The 17,571-nt window shown below is 34.0% G+C and carries 13 protein-coding genes; 10 read left to right on the top strand and 3 right to left on the bottom strand.

The window, feature by feature from the left end:
- Positions 1-81: 81 nt before the first annotated feature.
- Positions 82-870, bottom strand: coding sequence for an EcsC family protein (locus MHH85_RS13025; RefSeq protein ID WP_340708171.1), 789 nt, complete (start codon positions 868-870; stop codon positions 82-84).
- Positions 871-1,022: 152 nt separating this feature from the next.
- Positions 1,023-2,216: a M20 family metallopeptidase gene (locus MHH85_RS13020; RefSeq protein WP_340707408.1), complete on the bottom strand. Its 1,194-nt coding sequence runs from the start codon at positions 2,214-2,216 to the stop codon at positions 1,023-1,025.
- Positions 2,217-2,627: 411 nt separating this feature from the next.
- Here MHH85_RS13020 and MHH85_RS13015 point away from each other — a divergent pair, with 411 nt between their 5' ends.
- From MHH85_RS13015 to MHH85_RS12975, 9 genes are all read left to right on the top strand, one after another.
- Positions 2,628-3,158 carry a PadR family transcriptional regulator gene (locus MHH85_RS13015; RefSeq protein WP_340707407.1) on the top strand — a complete coding sequence of 177 codons (531 nt, stop codon included), beginning with the start codon at positions 2,628-2,630 and terminating at the stop codon, positions 3,156-3,158.
- 51 nt (positions 3,159-3,209) lie between these two features.
- On the top strand, positions 3,210-4,928 hold the full coding sequence (locus MHH85_RS13010; RefSeq protein ID WP_340707406.1) for an MFS transporter: 1,719 nt from the start codon (positions 3,210-3,212) through the stop codon (positions 4,926-4,928).
- A gap of 364 nt (positions 4,929-5,292) precedes the next feature.
- Complete coding sequence (locus MHH85_RS13005; RefSeq protein ID WP_340708170.1) at positions 5,293-6,558, top strand: M48 family metallopeptidase; 1,266 nt, start codon at positions 5,293-5,295, stop codon at positions 6,556-6,558.
- Between the two features lie 260 nt (positions 6,559-6,818).
- Positions 6,819-7,628 carry a YitT family protein gene (locus MHH85_RS13000; RefSeq protein WP_193741195.1) on the top strand — a complete coding sequence of 270 codons (810 nt, stop codon included), beginning with the start codon at positions 6,819-6,821 and terminating at the stop codon, positions 7,626-7,628.
- 470 nt (positions 7,629-8,098) lie between these two features.
- Positions 8,099-8,947 (top strand): MurR/RpiR family transcriptional regulator, encoded by an 849-nt coding sequence (locus MHH85_RS12995; RefSeq protein ID WP_340707405.1) that lies wholly within the window; start codon positions 8,099-8,101, stop codon positions 8,945-8,947.
- Positions 8,948-8,993: 46 nt separating this feature from the next.
- On the top strand, positions 8,994-9,827 hold the full coding sequence (locus MHH85_RS12990) for a GNAT family N-acetyltransferase (RefSeq protein ID WP_340707404.1): 834 nt from the start codon (positions 8,994-8,996) through the stop codon (positions 9,825-9,827).
- Entirely contained in the window at positions 9,824-10,972 is a 1,149-nt protein-coding gene (gene menC / locus MHH85_RS12985; protein WP_340707403.1) for an o-succinylbenzoate synthase, read from the top strand. The genes MHH85_RS12990 and menC overlap by 4 nt, the downstream gene beginning before the upstream one ends.
- 204 nt (positions 10,973-11,176) lie before the next feature.
- Positions 11,177-12,202, top strand: coding sequence for a dipeptidase (locus MHH85_RS12980; protein WP_340707402.1), 1,026 nt, complete (start codon positions 11,177-11,179; stop codon positions 12,200-12,202).
- Between the two features lie 110 nt (positions 12,203-12,312).
- Positions 12,313-13,731: a serine hydrolase domain-containing protein gene (locus MHH85_RS12975; RefSeq protein ID WP_340707401.1), complete on the top strand. Its 1,419-nt coding sequence runs from the start codon at positions 12,313-12,315 to the stop codon at positions 13,729-13,731.
- Positions 13,732-14,028: 297 nt separating this feature from the next.
- Here the strand turns inward: MHH85_RS12975 and MHH85_RS12970 are convergent, their stop codons facing one another.
- Positions 14,029-14,355 carry a YnfA family protein gene (locus MHH85_RS12970; protein ID WP_340708169.1) on the bottom strand — a complete coding sequence of 109 codons (327 nt, stop codon included), beginning with the start codon at positions 14,353-14,355 and terminating at the stop codon, positions 14,029-14,031.
- A gap of 631 nt (positions 14,356-14,986) precedes the next feature.
- Here MHH85_RS12970 and MHH85_RS12965 point away from each other — a divergent pair.
- Positions 14,987-17,278 carry a bifunctional metallophosphatase/5'-nucleotidase gene (locus MHH85_RS12965; RefSeq protein ID WP_227752021.1) on the top strand — a complete coding sequence of 764 codons (2,292 nt, stop codon included), beginning with the start codon at positions 14,987-14,989 and terminating at the stop codon, positions 17,276-17,278.
- Positions 17,279-17,571: the final 293 nt, after the last annotated feature.

Below are 17,571 nucleotides of genomic sequence, written 5' to 3'. Positions count from 1 at the left end.
GTGTAAATAATTGTATGCCAGACCTTACCCAATGATGGGTAAGGTATTATTTTTTTAAAAATTGAAGGAGTCAAACTCAATTTAATCCAATTTTTCAATGATCCTTCTCTTTCTGTATAGCATTTTGCTCGCTTCCGCTATATCATGCACTGCTGAACGGTTAATGAATGCACCGAATAGGAGACCGGCAATTGGAATCATTTGAAACAGCTTCTTCCAACCAAATTGATCTCGGTAAGAATACACGACTTCACGCCACCCTTGCATTTCAGATAGAATTTCTCGTTTCGCTGATTCATCTTGGTTATCAAACATAGATAATTGAGAAAGGATCGCTTCCTTACCAACAATGTCAGAGGAGATAAATTGAAGACATTTTATGATAAATAAACGTTCCTTTTTATCATTTGGATCATAGCCATAGCAAATTGCGATGTCTTGTATAGTTTTTAACTGTAAACCTAAAAGAAGAGGGATATCAATTGATAATGTGAAAATACCTCCAATGCCAGTTCCAGCTCCTTGCAGGGTGGCTAAATTTTTTCTGTTTTTAGTTAGCCCATCTACTGCTTGATCCATCTTAGAGATTGGTAGAGTTTTAACATCCTCAATCGTTTGTACCTCTAGGTTGGGATAATACGAAGGGATTTTAGATACTGAACTAAGGTAGTTTCCACCTGTTTGAACGTATTGTCCAAGCTCGTCCAGTAGAATGCCAATTTTATCTTGAATGAACTTAGGTGTCCATTTATCAATAATCTTAAAGGGCAACCGCCCAATTTTCTCAAAAAACCATAAATCATTTTGATCTTTTTCCCATGCTTCCACCTTTTTCAATTCTTCTGATAACCATTCCCTTGAATCATCCACTCGTAAAATCGCCTCTTTCTGTTGAATACTAGTAATACGTATATGTGGATGCAAAGTTTCACTTCTAGTAAGAGGAACAAAAAGGTATCAGTCTATGAATTTCTTCATAGCTTGATACCGAACATTTAGCATTTATGAATTCTACGTTTTTGTTATTTTGTTATACGTTCTTCTTTATTGTTAATAACATTATAGTCATTTACAAATTTATCTCCAAAGGCAATACATAGCTCTGCAACTAGGGCACAACGTTTTGCAAACATATCGAATTGAATATGCTCATTTCTGGCATGGGCTCCATCTCCCGGAATACCTAGTCCATCAATCGTTGGAATACCTAAAGCAGAAGTGAAGTTCCCATCACTTGCTCCTCCTACACTAGATTCATTAACCACAATGTTCAGTTTTCTTCCTGCTTCTTGCGCAAGTTTAAATAATTGTTGATTGGCTTCGTTTCTCTCAAGTGGTGGACGGTTCAATTCACCAGTTATACTCAGTTTAGCAAGTGGGTTTTTCGGAGTAAGTTGTTCGATTGCTTGCATAATTCTTTCCGCTTCAAATAATGTAGAAATTCGAAAGTCTACGTCAATGGAAGCGGATTCTGGCACTACATTAATCGTTGTTCCACCACGAATAACACCTACGTTCACCGTCGTCCCTTTAGCATAATCTGTTAGCTCTTGAAGTTGTTGTACTAGATAAGAAATCTCTAATATAGCGTTGACACCATCTTCATGGTTATTTCCTGCGTGTGTACTTATTCCTTGTACTTCTAATTGATACATTCCCATACCTTTTCTAGCTGTTTTTAGGTTACTCGTTTCGGCTTCAGGGGGCTCCATCACAAAAACCGCTTCACATGTTTTTGCCATCTCTTCAATCAAATCTCTCGAAGATAAACTACCTATTTCTTCATCTGAAGAAAGTAAAAATACAGGAGATATCGGTAACGCTTCTAAAGTGTTTTCTAATGAAGAAATTGCCCAAATAGATGACAACAATCCTGCTTTCATATCAAACACTCCTGGCCCATAAAACAATTCATCTTCAAAATGAATTGGTAATTCACCTTTTGGCCAAACCGTGTCAAAGTGACAAAGAAATAAAACTCGAGGTTTTAGAGAATGTTCTTTCTGGAATAGGAGGTGATTTCCATATTGGTTATTAATATATTCCGTACAGATGTAATCTTTACCAAGACGCTTTTGGATTATAGTCTTAATCAGATTACCTGTTATATCAACAAGATTCTTTTCGTGACTGGGTGACTCTGCTTGTACGAGATTTAAAAGATCTTCCTTAATAGTCTGTTGATGATGTAATAAAAAGTCGTAATTAACTGTCATTCAGCAACACATCTCCCTATATTCTAATTTGTAACTTAATAATAACCTCTAATATTAATATAAATCAAAATAATTTTAATATTTAAAAAACTTGGATTTTATAAAAACAAACAGAGTGATTGAAGTTAAAACATTATTCGCTCTGTTTAGTTAAAAGCATGTAATAAATGCTCTTTAGAAAGTAGAGCAAGATTTGTTATAGAAGTAAAACCAATCCTATAATCCTTGGGTATTCCCTCTTTCCAATGTAGAGAGTAATACTAAGCCATTTGCTTTAGTGAATTAAATTAACTGTAAAATTGAGTTGTTTTTTAGTATCATTTTACAATTAAATCCATATAATGTATTATTATAAATGATATTAACATTGTTAATATGAATAATGAAAATATAAATTGTGAGGGTGTTTGTATGAAGGGGAGAGACGTCGTTTTAGGATTATTGATGGAGAAAGAGCTATCAGGTTATGATATAAAAATGGTTTTTGAAGAAATATTTACGCATTTCTTTGATGGAAGCTTTGGGATGATTTATCCAACTTTAAGACAGTTGGAGAAGGACGGGAAAATTAGAAAAGAAGTAGTGATGCAAGACGGAAAACCAAATAAAAAAATGTTTTTCATAACCGACGAAGGACGAAAAGAGTTCCAACAGTATTTGCAAAGTGATGTAGAAAAGGAAGTATTGCGTTCTGATTTTTTGATGCGCATGTATTTTGGCAAATATAGTGATGTATCAACTATTCAAAAGTGGATGGAAGAAGAAATTAAAAGAAAAGAAGCAGATATCGAAGATCTTTTGTCAAAATACGAAACGTGGAAAAAAGGCATAACATTTGAAGAAGAGGTTTCATTAGAAATCGGGATTGCAACTTATACTGCAGAAGTAGAAACATTAAAGAAAAAGTTAACACAGCTTAAGAAAAAAGATGCGCTTGAGTAGCAAAATAATTTTGAAAGTGAATTGTTTAGATAATTAAAGGGGGAGATTCACATGGAGCAATCTAAAGGAATTAAAATCGTCTTCTTAATGTGTTTAGGTATTTTCCTTTGTATGATTGATACGACTATTATGAATATAGCTTTACCAGCAATACAATCTAGCCTAGGCACTACATTAGAAAAGATGTCATGGATATTAAATATATATACAATGTCAATTGCAGTTTTAGCGATTCCGTTAGGACGTATTGCAGATATTTTTGGTAAAGCAAAAATGTACATTATTGGATTATTTGTATTTGGATTTGGCTCAGTATTATGTGCTTTTGCAAATACCGGTGATTTTCTGATATTATCTCGATTAATTCAAAGTATAGGCGCAGCTATATTATTTCCAACTAGTATGGTAATTGGTGTATCAGCAATGCCATTAGCAAAGAGGAATATTGCTCTTGGAATTTTAGGTGTTACACAAGGTTTATCTGCAGCCCTGGGCCCTGTGATAGGAGGGGTGATTACACAAAATTTAGGATGGAGATGGGTATTCTTTGTTAATATCCCAATTTGTATAATCGGAATTATACTCTGCTTTGTTTTATTACACGTTAGAAATGAAGAACGTGTCGTATCTAAAATAGATTGGATTGGATGTGTACTATGTAGTTCAACTATTTTCTTATTCACTTTAGTTTTAGTAAAAGGTAATACATGGGGGTGGATGAGCGGGGTTGCATGGGCATGTTACATTTCTAGTTTCATTTCTTTCATATTATTTATAGTAGTTGAGAGAAAAGTGGTTTCTCCAATGGTGAATTTACAGCTATTTAAAGATCGAATTTTTGTCGGTGCATCAATTGTTGTTATACTAAGCAATTTGTTTTTAATCGGAGTAACCGTATTACTTCCTACATTCCTTACAAAAATGCAGAATAGAACAGAATTAATAGCATCATTATTAGTAACACCCATTTCAGCTATGATATTCTTGGTTTCACCCATTGCAGGAATTCTTATCAACAAAATTGGGAAGGTTCCTATAATATTGTTAGGATTTATAGCTATGAGCGTTTCATATTATTGGCTACAAATGATTAGTATTCAGTCGACTAACAATGAAATTATTTTACCTTGTATGGTTCTTGGAATTGGATATGGTTTAGTTGTAGGACCAATAACAATATTAACTGCGTCCTCATTTGAAGGTGAGTTATTAACAGCTTCCCAAAGTGTTGTATCCATGTTACGACAAGTAGGTATAGTATTAGCAGTTGCAATATTTGTATCTAGTTTAACGCATAATCTAACAATTAATAAAAATAAAATTGAACAATACGCAGAAGAAAAAGTACGTGAAATTCATGTAGATAAAAAAGAGCAAGATAAAATATTACACGTAGTTTATGAAAAAATAAATAATAAAGGTTTAGAAGAAACTAAGAAAAATAATCAAGAAGAAAAACTCAATGGCATGACCAAGGAACAAAAAGATGCTTTAATACAACAAAATGTAATCACAGTACTAAAAGGAGTTCCTGAGGAGTTTAAAGAAATTAAGAAAGCCGAGATAACTAAACAGGTATCAAAAGAAGTTGAAAAGAAATCAGAGAAAATAAATACAGAAATTCTAAAATACTCAAAGGATATTGATCAATACGCAGAAAAAGAGTTAGCAAGTAGCTTTACTGATTTATATAAAGTAAGCGCGCCAATTATTTTGGTTTGTGGATTAGTGAGTTTGCTGTTTATTGGGAGAAGACGTGATTTAGTATAGTGTTGAATCATGGTGGGTTAGATAGAGTAAAAGCTCTCAAACTACTTTTATTAACTATTTTCTAAAGAATATAAAGTAATATGTATTGGCATTATGTTGGTTGATAAAATACAACATAGTGCTAATGCGTTAACTAATTTAATTTGAATTTTCGTATACATAAAAAATAAAGAAATCATGAATTTGCTCAAATTGGGGAAGAATATCCTTATAAATTTTTTCAAATGGACAAATTTTACTACCAAATTTAATTTGTTTCGGGGTTTAGCTAATGTTAATAAAGCTTTAACATAGAATTCTGTTCTATCTTTGTCATTTTAGATTACACTTATTGTAGGACGAACTGAACAAGGGAGTGAACGACATAGCAAAAAAGTGGGGAATATCAGCTCTATTGTTATTTGGTGTGTATGCTTTAGCGATGTATTTTTATATTTTTCATAGTGGTGGCGGCACTATACCAGCTGCTTTAAAGGGAACTGTCGCTGATCCAGCGATGTTTATGTCCGAGCACGAATTACTATTAAGTGGAGAGTACTCGAAAATTAGGAATTTCCTCTTTTTTGTAGCGACCCCGTTTGAATGGCTCGTCTACTTCTTAATATTGCTTGTAGGGCTATCTTTTATGTTAGAAAAATGGTCAGCAGCACTTTCCAAATGGACAATCGTAAAAAATGTAATCTATCTATTTTTGTTATCACTGCTTACTTATATTGTGTTATTTCCAATGGACTATTATAGTTTTTCCTTAAGTAAAAAGTATGGAATTAGTACCCAAAGCTTTTCTTCTTGGATGAGGGATGGTGTGATAGACTTTTGGGTTAACTTCGGCATGACGGTAATAGTTGTGTTGGTTCTTTATTGGCTGATAAAAAAAAGTACCAAGAGATGGTGGTTATATGCCTGGCTATTAACAATCCCTTTCTCTATTTTTATCATGTTTATCCAACCGGTAGTAATTGCCCCGTTATATAATGATTTTTACCCGTTGAAAAATAAAGAATTAGAGACAAAGATTTTGTCGTTAGCCGAACAGGCAAATATTCCAGCAGAGCATGTGTTTGAAGTGAACATGGCGGAAAAGACGAATGCTCTAAATGCTTATGTTACTGGTGTAGGTAGTAATTCGAGGATTGTGCTGTGGGATACTACATTAAATCGCTTATCAGATAAAGAAATTTTATTCATAATGGCACATGAAATGGGACATTATGTAGAGAAACATATTTATTTTGGCATGGTTGGTTATATCTTCATGACGCTTATTGGACTTTGGTTAACGTCGAGGATCATGGCATGGATTATTTCAAGATATGGAAAGGTATTAAAAATAAAGAAAATTAATGATATTAGTTCGCTTCCATTGTTTTTACTGATTACATCGGTTTTATTATTTGCATCAAGTCCGCTCTCGAATTATTTTTCTAGATATCAGGAATCAAGAGCTGACCAGTATGCAATAGAGTTGACGGGGGATAAAGAAGCAGCGGTGACGGCGTTTCAAAAACTCACGAAATCTGGATTAAGTGAAGTAAATCCTTCATCTCTTGTGAAATGGTTCCGATATACTCATCCTCCAATGCTAGAAAGAATTTATAAAGTTGCCGATCAAACAAGTGTAGAAGAGTAATGAAGGCTATACATGAATTGTTCATTTATTTATACTTTTGAACAATTCATGTTGTTACTGCTGGGCTATAGTTATTCCTATTTTTCAGAAAAAACTATTAAATTTTTTATTCGTTAAAACTCAACTATAATATAATTCAATTGCGCTTATGACATGGTCAACGAGTTAAGATTCGGAAGCGCTAGTATGAAATGTTGTGTGATTTTTTTATAATGAATAAAAAAATGGAGGCACAGGATTATTTGGTAGGGAGAGTAGCTATGCGCAATATTTTTATCATTACAATTGGTTCTATTTTAGTTGGGTTTGCTTATAACTTTTTGTTAATTCCTCATGAAATTCTCAGCAGTGGATTAAGTGGTATTGCAATCATGCTTGGTCTTGTAACGCCTTTAAATACAGGTCTGTTAAACTTTTTATTAAATCTGCCTTTACTTATTATAGGTGTAATGAAATTAGGCAAACGATTTATTGGATATACGATTCTTTCCGTACTAGTACTTTCAGTCAGTTTGTATGTGATTCCGGTTTATCAAGTAACACATGAGCCACTCCTAGCATCACTGTTTGGTGGTGTTATTACTGGAATTGGTATTGGAATAATTTTTAAAGCATCTGGATCATCAGGTGGCTTTGATATTATTGCGATGCTCCTAAATAAGAAAAGAGATTTTCCACTTGGAGCAATGATATCTGCAATGAACGCGATCGTTGTAATAATTTCAGGTTTTGTATTTAGCTGGGATGCAGCTTTATATACGCTTGTAACGATCTATGCGACTGGGAAAGTTATTGATACGATTCATACGAATCACATTAAACTCACTGTTATGATTATTACCGGTAAAGGTGACGAAGTGAAGGAGAAGTTACTTGCAAATCTTTATCGTGGAGTGACAATTATGGATGGTGAGGGAGCCTATACTGGTGAAGGTAGAAAAGTTCTTATTACTGTTATCACTCGTTATCAATTATCAGAAGTTAAAGAAATGATTAATGAAGTCGATCCAAATGCGTTTGTAAACATTACAGAGACAAAAGAAGTTATAGGGATGTTCCACCGTGGATAAGAGTTATTAAATATAGAAGCAGTTATCTCAGTGAATCATTTAGAATGATAAGAGGTAATTGCTTTTAATTTTTGAATAGAGGAAAAAATACAGACGTGTTAAATTTTAATGCCAGCAATATTATTAAACATCTGTATTCTTCAGGAAAACCTCGCGATGTAATTGAACATGATAAATTAAAGTGTCTTTAGAAGGAAGGTCATTCCTTTTATAGACACTTTTTTTATGAATACGTTCAATTTTTTATTTTATTTAGCCGTAAATCTCTATTTCAAATGAAACCTTGAATGCATTGTATGTTTTAAGATGGATGAAGATAAATTTGTATACGATTGAAATAAATCATTTCTAAATCAATGGGCAAATTATTTTATAATTTTCAGAATTTATTGTAATTTTAATTGAAAAGAAGAATAAACTTCATTATGATGAAAAAAAAGGAAATCCTTCGAGAAACAGGAGTTAGATAAATGGATGCATTAAAGTCTAAAGTTCAATCCAAATATGATGAATTTTCAAAAGGTTTAAAGATGGTAGCAAAGTATTTTCTTGCAAATCCAGAGGCGTTTGCGATGAACTCAGGTGTTCAAGTAGGACAGGAGATTAATGTCAGTGAAACTACGGTTATTCGATTTTGTCACGCACTTGGATATAGTGGCTACAGCGCTTTGCAAAAGGATGTTCAAGAACAACTGCTTAATAAGAAAAGTAGTTTGTTTGAATTCCACTATATGAAAAATTCCACTGAGATGGATCAAGAATTTTCAAAAAAAATGATGGTAAAGGATGCTGAGGTGATATTGCAAACAGCTGAGAGGCTAAATGGAGAAGATTTTACTAAAGCAGTTGATCATTTAGCACAATCAGAAAGAGTTCTTGTATCAGGTGTTCGATCATCTCATGCAATGGCTCAGTGGTTTTCGTTCACTCTCGATTTAATGCGTGGGAATGTAAGATTATTCAGGCCTGATACAGATGATATTATGTTGCGTATTAGTGAAATGAATGAGGGAAGCACTTTTGTTGCATTTTCATTTCATCGTTATACTTTGGAAACCATTTACATGGCGAAAGAAGCAAAGCGTCAAGGTGCGTTTGTCATTGGTATTACTGATTCAGAGGTTGCTCCAATTCGAGAACATGCGGATATCTTATTTACTGTACAGCTACCAATTAAATCTACATTAGATGTCGCACCTGCAGTATTTTCATTGATGAACGCTATAGTTGGTGCTGTAGCAGTAAAAAATTCAGAACAGTTTGCAAAAAGGACAAAAGTATACGAAGAGCTACAATTAAACCGTTTTTTTGGAGAATGAGAAAAACTCTGTTGATGCTTATATTGAGAAATAGGCGAGGTGTAGAATGTTGCAGATTAAAAAGTTAGTAGATATCGAAGAGATAAGAGCCACACAGCTTATTGAAGAACAGGTTTGGAACTTGCCAGTTACACCAATACACCAAACGTATACAGCATCTAAGAATGGTGGAATGATACTAGGCGCTTATGATAATGATGAATTAGTAGGCTATCAATATAGCTTCCCAGGATTTAAGAATGGCAAAGCATATTTATGTTCTCATATGCTCGGTGTTTTACCAGCTTATCAAAAGGGTGGATTAGGAGAAAAATTAAAAGCTGCTCAGAAGGAATGTGCGCTTAAAATGGGCTATTCATTGATTGTGTGGACATACGACCCTTTAGAAAGCGTTAACGCGTACTTGAATCTACATAAGTTAAAAGGCATTGCGGCCTCCTACTTGGAAGATCATTACGGGGTGATGGAAGATCCTCTGAATAAAGGAATTCCTACTGACAGATTTTTAGTAGAGTGGTGGATTTGTAGTGATCACATTCAAAGTGAACAAAAGAATGATAAAAAACAAAGCTATGAACCATTGATTGAAACAGAGCTCGATAAGAGTCAGTTTCCGATTATTAGAACCGAGACAGAGCTAATAAAAGATAAAGATGTGGTATTGATTCCAATCCCTGAGAATTTCCAACAAATGAAGCAGCAACAGCCAAATCTTGCGCTAGAATGGCGCTATAAAACGAGGAAATGGTTCCAAGAATTGTGTTTAAATGACTATGTAGCAGTGGATGTAAGACGTAATTCAAAAGAAAAAGTGAGCTATTATGTGTTTCGAAAACGTAATAGTTTAGCTTTAGTCGAAAATGAGGAGGGAAAACCATGACCTATAGTCCAATTGATATTCAAGAAGTAAGCCTACATCGACTCGTAATGAAATTAAAAGAACCATTTACCACAAGCTTTGGTACATTTCAGGAGAGAGAATTTTTTGTCATCGAAATGGTAGATGAACATGGACACTCAGGTTTTGGTGAATCCGTCGCTTTTGCAAGTCCTTGGTATAGTGAGGAGACTGTCAAAACGAATGAACACATGATGACAGATATTCTTATACCCTTGCTAATAAATGATCCTATCGCACATCCACAAGAAGTGTCAGAAAGGTTTAGATCTATTCGTAGAAATAATATGGCAAAATCTGCATTAGAGGGAGCGGTTTGGGATTTATTTGCGAAACGTAGCAATCAAACATTAGCGAATGCCCTTGGAGGCGAAAAGAAGCAAATAGAAGTTGGAATTAGTATAGGCATTCAATCATCTGTAAAAGAGCTTTTAGAAATTATAAGTAATCATGTAGATGAAGGTTATAAACGGATCAAAATTAAAATAAAGCCAGGTTGGGATTATGACGTTTTGAAAGAAGTTAGACAATATTTTCCTAATTTGGATATGATGGCAGATGCAAATTCAGCTTATACGTTGAAGGATATAGAACTGTTAAAAAGACTTGATGAATTAGATTTAATGATGATTGAACAGCCGTTAGCGCATGATGACATTATTGATCATGCAAAATTACAAGCACAGTTATCTACTCCCATTTGTTTAGATGAAAGTATTCATTCATTAGAAGATGCTAGAAAAGCTATAGAGTTAGGTAGTTGTAAGATTATTAATATTAAAATCGGTCGTGTTGGAGGATTAACCGAATCGTTAAAAATTCACAACTATTGTCTTGAGAAAGGAATCCCTGTTTGGTGCGGAGGAATGCTTGAATCTGGAATTGGTCGCGCTCATAATATTGCGCTAACAAGCCTTTCTCAATTTGTTTTACCAGGTGATACAGCATCTTCAGATAGATACTGGGAAAAGGATATCATTGAGCCAGAGGTCATTGTCAAAAATGGCATGATTACGATACCAGATAGTCCTGGTATAGGTTATGAAATAAACCGTGAAGTACTTGAATCGTACCTAGTAGAAAAGAAAACAGTTACGAAAAGCAATAAGATTTCTTTGAAGTCATAAATCATTAAAATTGGGCATTAGTCCCTCAAAAAACAATTCAAATAAACGATTGTAGATAAATGATGTTTATTCTCTTAATATTTTTCAATAAGTAAAGAGCTTATGACAAAATAGATTTGTTAGTTTAACTCAATTCTTTGAACAGTAATTAACAGAAATATACTTTACGGAAAATAAACCAATAATTATTGGAGGATGAGAAGAATGGAGAATCAGTTTTATAATCAAAAAAATCAGAATAGTCCGTTAGTTATTGACGGGCATTCTGATATATTATCTGATGTACAGATTCAACGTGAAAAAGGCAGAAGAAAGATTATTGAAACGGATTATTATGAACGTTTAGTAGTAGGCGGAGTAAACATCATAGTAGCTGCTCTATATGTTGACAGTAGTTTTCTTCCGGAAATGGGCCTTCGAAAAGCATTGAGTCAGATAAGTTACTTATATGAAGAGGTACAAGAATCTCCAGAAAAATTGATGATTTGCTATAACGGAGAGGATATGGAACGTGCTAAACAATTGGGGAAAATCGGATTCTTATTGTCTATAGAAGGAGCAGAGCCATTAGGAACGGACCTTAGTCTATTAAGAGTATTTTACGAATTAGGTGTACGGAATCTTGGGTTAGTTTGGAGTAGAAGAAATGCCGTAGGGGATGGGAGTTTCTTTCAGCCATTTCGTGAAGGAAGAAAAGGTGGCATCACAAGTTTTGGAGTCAAAGTGATTGAAGAAGCTGAGAAACTTGGAATAACAATTGATGTCTCTCATTTGAATGATGAAGGATTCTGGGATGTGATGGAAATAAGCAACAAACCAATCATTGCCTCACATTCAAATGCTCGCTCACTTTGTTCGACGATGCGAAATCTTACGGATGAACAGATTCTAGCCATAGCTTCAAAAAATGGTGTGATTGGAGTAAATGCAGCAAGCTTACTAGTTGCTGATGATGATGCTAATTGTAATATAGAGTATCTCATCAATCATGTCGATCATCTAGTAAAAGTTGCAGGTATTCAGCATGTTGGAATCGGGTTAGATCTTTGTGAGGATTTAATTAAATATATGTCACCAGCAGATTTGGCGAATATACCACGTAAGCCATTCGATGTCATTTCAGGTCATCAAGAGATGCCTCTATTTATCGAAGGTCTTTTAAATCGAGGCTATAAAAGAAATGAGATTGAAGAGTTATTAGGAGGGAATTTCCTTCGAATCTTTAAGTGATAAAACGAATGTTTAGATTTAACTGTTACAAGTATTTTAGAGATAAATTTTAATAGATATATTTTTTTGTTTAAAAAATATGAAAATTCGGAAATGGAGAGATGGACAATATGAAACAAGAAACAATGATGAAGGAATTCGATCAGTATGCCGGTGAGATGACTAAGAAATATCAAATTCCAGGCTTTGCAATGGGCTTAGCGAAGGACGGTCAATTATTTTATGAAAACGATTTTGGTTATCGAAATATAGAAAAGGAGCTTCCTCTATCTTCTGATACTGTATTTGGAATCGGTTCAGTAACGAAATCATTTACTTGTGTAGCTATTCTCCAGCTGCAAGAGGCTGGAAAACTGTCTGTACACGATGCTGTTGTGAAATATTTACCAGAATTCAAAACTAATAATGAAGATTATACGAAACAAATGACAATTCATCACTTTATGACTCATTCTGCAGGAATACCGCCTTTACCTGCATTAATAGGTGCAATGCGTACGAGTATGTTACTGGATCCAACATTTGAAGAAGAGGGAAAGCCAGACATGGATTTATCAAAGATACCTTCTATTGAAACATATGAGGAACTAATGAAAGATATAGCGAATGCAGATTTCACATTACTAGGTGCTCCAGGTACAGAGTTTAGCTATTCAAATGATTGTTATGCCCTATTAGGCACTATTATCGAACGAGTCAGTGGAATCAGTTACGAACAGTATATGAAAGAATATATTTTAGAACCAGCAGGTATGCACCAAAGTGTATTTCATTATGAAGAATTAAAAGGACACGAGGATGTTGCAACACTTTATAATTCACGAAAAAAAGATGAAGAAACGATTGTGTTTGAATCCAATAATCCATGGGATGCTCCAGCTATGCGTGCAGCAGGATTCTTGAAATCTACTATAAATGATATGGTTAAATATTCAGAAATCTTTAGAAACAACGGGAAAGTAGGTTCAGTACAAATACTGACACCAGAGAGCGTTGAATTAATGACAACACCTTATATCCAATGTGATCATGAGAAATATTACGGTTACGGTTTAATGATAACACCGGACTATTTTGGCTATCGATTGATAGAACATGGAGGCTCTATAAAAGGAGTAGCTGCTCAGTTGAATATGATTCCAGAATTAGGTTTAGCAGGTGTATCATTTACTAACTTAGCGGGAGTCCCTTCTACACAACTATTATATTGTGCATTTGCAGAACAACTAGGTAGGTCTATACATGATTGTCATTTTAGCATGAAGGAAATTGAAATATCAGCTGAAAAGTTAAATGAATTTGAGGGTGAATTTGTATCTGGTGAAGGATCAAAAGTGAAACTTCATGTTGAAGCAGGAAAACTTCATATAAATGTAGATGGAATTCAAACGATTATTAAGCCAATTGCTGAAGATACCTTTTTAGTTAACATAAAAGACTCGAATATAATACTGCGTTTTAAAAGAGATGAAGAAGGGACAATTGTAAGAATTAAATGCGGATATCGACAAATTCCAAAAGTGAATTAAAACGCGATGATTTATTTTATAAACAGGCGTCTATTAGAACCGATTACAGCAGTTGTATTTACAAATGAAAGAGAAGGTTAGATCACCTAAAATAAACAACCAGTTGTCGGTATTATGCCTGCGACTGGTTGTTTATTTTCGCTTATATTCGTATATAATAAAAATTTTTAAGATATTTTTGGTAGTTTGATTCTACATACGCTGTCATACTACTCCTTAAAATGTCTATGTAGGTCGCTTTAGCTTATTCTAGTAAAGTCCAAGTTACTTGAATAAGCTATGTGCAGGCATTATTTATTATTGACGTGGTGCTAATAACATTACTGCTACGCCAACTAAGCATATCCCTGCGCCTACCCAATCGTATAAATCAGGTGCTTTTTTATCAATTCCCCATCCCCACAGGACAGAAAGAACGATAAATACTCCTCCGTAGGCAGCATACACTCTGCCGAACGAAGGAAACGATTGAAATGTAGCAATAACACCGTATAAGGCTAAGGCTATTCCTCCACCTATCCCCCAATAATATGGTTTACCTTCTCTTAACCATAGCCATATCAAATAGCCTCCGCCAATTTCAGCTAATCCTGCAAGTATAAACAAAACAATTGCATAAAAAATTTAGACCACTTCCTAAAACAGTATTTATAAAACAAATTATAACTTAATCTTATTGGATTAACTTGTCTCGTTACATGAAATAGAACGAAATTTAACTCTTTAAGTGACATTCTCGTTAAAGTAATTCTATTAATTCAGAAGCTTGACGTACTTCACCAATAATTTTTATCAAATAGCCTCTTCAACTCTTTCCAACTATTCATTTACTAAAGTATTAAAAAGTTTTGATTGTTAAATTTGTAAATTGCGACCTGCTTTATCCAATATTGCAATTGTTCCTCGAGGATAATTCATTATTATATCGAGTGTATCTAGATAACCAACAGAAGAGTCTTGTTTTCCTAAATGGAGCAGTTAAGTAATGTTTTAAGAAAAAATACTATGTCGCGAATTACTAAAATAATAACCTACTAAGGTGATGCTATTTAGTAACTTATGTGTGAACTTATTGAACAAAGTTGCTAAATGATAGGTCATATTTTGTGGAGAAATGTAAAATTGATAAAAATTTAAGAATATTATGTATTTTAGGTAACAGAATTATACGATTTTATATATAATGATAGAAGGTAGAGTCATCTATTTTGGATTGTACAAAACCAATATAAGGATAATTTAAGGGGATGTTTAAATGGCGAAACATAATTATAAATTTGTAAAACCAGCTGCATCAATAATATTAGGAGCAACAGTTTTAATAGGATCTCTTGCTACGTCGGAATCAGTAGATGCTGCTTCTTCAAAATATCAAGTTTCTAATAGTAAATTAGTAGTTAAAAAAACAGGTAAAACTGTAAAAGGATATAAGCAATTTAATAGTAAACTTTACAAAGATGGCAAACTTTATACAGGATTAAAAGGCGGTATTTATTATAAAAACGGTAAGAAGGGCACTGCTAAATACAAAGGTGTCTATTATTCAAAGGGTAAGGCTTTTACAGGGGTAAAAAGCAATACCTATTATAAAAATGGTAAGGTAGCAACAGGATGGTATGGAAAAGATAGTGCTCAAATCTATTATGTGAAGGGAAAACCATTAACAGGAATCGGTGCTAATTCAGGTCGATACTTTAAAAAAGGTAAACTCAGCACAGGATGGTATGGCGATGGAGCAAAACGTACTTATTATGTCCAAGGAAAACCATTTACAGGTATTGCAGAAAAAACAGGTCGTTACTTTGTAAAAGGTAAGTTAAATGTAGGTTTAGCAATTTATAATGGAAAATTATTTAATGGTGAAAAGTTAAATGCAGGCGTCATTCAATATAAAAACGTTTGGTATAAAGATTCTACAATTGCGAACGGTAAAATCACAACTCCGGATGGCAAAGAAATTAATGTAATTGATGGTGTAGAGAAGAACTTTGCATTATCAATCATGCACACGAATGATACGCATGCTCATTTAGACAATGCAGCAAAAAGAACAACTGCCATCAAAAATATTAGAGCTAAAAATCCAGATGCATTATTACTAGACGCAGGTGATGTATTTAGTGGAACACTTTATTTCAATGAATTCAGAGGACAAGCAGACTTAAAACTGATGAATTTAATGGGCTATGATGCTATGACTTTTGGAAATCACGAGTTCGATTTAGGGTCAAGTCCAGAAGGGCATCAAGCATTAGCAGACTTCATTAAAGGAGCAAACTTCCCATTCATTAGTGCTAACGTAAATTTCTCAGCAGATGCGCGTTTTACAGGTCTCTTTACAGATTTAATTTCAAGTGAGCCTGAAAAAGGAAAGATTTACAATGGAATTGTTAAAGAAATAAATGGTGAAAAGGTTGGGATTTTCGGATTAACAACTGAAGAAACAGTAGATATTGCGAGTCCTGGAAGTATAGCGTTTGAAAATTACATTACAGAGGCTGAAAAAGCAGTAAAAGCCTTTGAAGGTCAAGGCGTTGATAAAATTATTGCGCTTTCACATATTGGATATGATGATAATGCAGCGGTAGACAATGATTTAACATTAGCTGCAACTGTAAAAGGCATTGACGTCATCGTTGGCGGACATAGCCATACAGAATTAAAGAAACCAGTTATTGTAGATCAAGATATCAATAAGCAGAAAAAAGATCCAACTGTTATCGTCCAAGCATATCAATATAGCGATTTTTTAGGTACGTTGGATGTAGAGTTTGATACTAAAGGTACAGTAGTGAAATCTGATGGCGAGCTAATTGCATTAAAAACTTTAACAGACGATCCAGAAGCGGTTGCCATATTAAAACCATATTCTGATAAAGTTGCAGAAGTAAACAGTAAAGCTATCGGAGCAGTAGCAAAAAGTGAACTAGATAACCCAAGAAAAGATAATTCAGCAACTGATAAGATTAGTGTACGTAGCAATGAAACTGCACTTGGTAACATCATTACTGACGGTATGCTAAGTAAAGCTAAGACTAAGAATAAAGATGTTATTATGGCGCTTCAAAACGGAGGTGGTATTCGAGCTGGTATTGATGCAGGTGAAATTACTGTCGGCGAAGTGATTACAGTACTACCATTTGGTAATACATTAGCAACAATGACTTTAACAGGTGCTGATTTAAAACTAGGATTCGAAACGAGTTTTAAAGAATATCCGGCAGAAAGCGGTGGCTTCCTTCATGTATCTGGTGCTAAAGTAGAATTTGACTCAAGTAAGCCAGTTGGCCAACGTGTAGTTTCCATTAAATACAAAGATGCAAGCGGCAATTATATTGCAATTCAAGACGGTGAAAACTACACAGTAGCAACTAATGCCTTTACTGCCAAGGGTGGAGACGGCTACGACATTTTTGCCAAAGCATATGCAGAAGGTCGAGTAACAGATTTAGGGCTTTCAGATTGGGAAAACTTAGCAGAGCAGTTAACTTCACTAAAAGAAATCACCCCAACTACAGAAGATAGAATTGTTGATATTGCCAAGTGATTTAATGCCAATCTGCAGCAAAATTATGAATTTCATGTTAGGTTAACCAATTAATAAAATGTATCCCCCTGATAGCTTTAAATTGGGGGGATGCTCTTAAACTATAGATATGTTACTAAATTGCAATCAATACAGTTATCGTAGAGAACATACCTTTTCACTTTGGATGGATAACTTACACTTGTAATCATTGAAAAAGCACCTACGAATTAAATTTTTGGAATACCAGAATTTAATATCAAAAGATGCTTTTTTTATTTGTCTTTATCTTAGAGACAGTCTCTATCCTTTTA

Origin of the sequence: Viridibacillus sp. FSL E2-0187, from assembly GCF_038006425.1 — a bacterium.
GTDB classification, from domain to species: domain Bacteria; phylum Bacillota; class Bacilli; order Bacillales_A; family Planococcaceae; genus Viridibacillus; species Viridibacillus arvi.
The sequence above is the reverse complement of the archived record's forward strand: the minus strand, read 5'-3'. Positions and strand labels throughout refer to the sequence as shown.

Excerpts from the sequence above, each read along its gene's own strand:
- MHH85_RS13020 (WP_340707408.1), bottom strand. The coding sequence starts at position 2,216 with ATGACAGTTAATTACGACTTTTTATTACATCATCAACAGACTATTAAG.
- MHH85_RS13015 (WP_340707407.1), top strand. The coding sequence starts at position 2,628 with ATGAAGGGGAGAGACGTCGTTTTAGGATTATTGATGGAGAAAGAGCTA.
- MHH85_RS13010 (WP_340707406.1), top strand. The coding sequence starts at position 3,210 with ATGGAGCAATCTAAAGGAATTAAAATCGTCTTCTTAATGTGTTTAGGT.
- MHH85_RS13000 (WP_193741195.1), top strand. The coding sequence starts at position 6,819 with ATGCGCAATATTTTTATCATTACAATTGGTTCTATTTTAGTTGGGTTT.
- MHH85_RS12995 (WP_340707405.1), top strand. The coding sequence starts at position 8,099 with ATGGATGCATTAAAGTCTAAAGTTCAATCCAAATATGATGAATTTTCA.
- MHH85_RS12990 (WP_340707404.1), top strand. The coding sequence starts at position 8,994 with ATGTTGCAGATTAAAAAGTTAGTAGATATCGAAGAGATAAGAGCCACA.
- menC (WP_340707403.1), top strand. The coding sequence starts at position 9,824 with ATGACCTATAGTCCAATTGATATTCAAGAAGTAAGCCTACATCGACTC.
- MHH85_RS12980 (WP_340707402.1), top strand. The coding sequence starts at position 11,177 with ATGGAGAATCAGTTTTATAATCAAAAAAATCAGAATAGTCCGTTAGTT.
- MHH85_RS12975 (WP_340707401.1), top strand. The coding sequence starts at position 12,313 with ATGAAACAAGAAACAATGATGAAGGAATTCGATCAGTATGCCGGTGAG.
- MHH85_RS12965 (WP_227752021.1), top strand. The coding sequence starts at position 14,987 with ATGGCGAAACATAATTATAAATTTGTAAAACCAGCTGCATCAATAATA.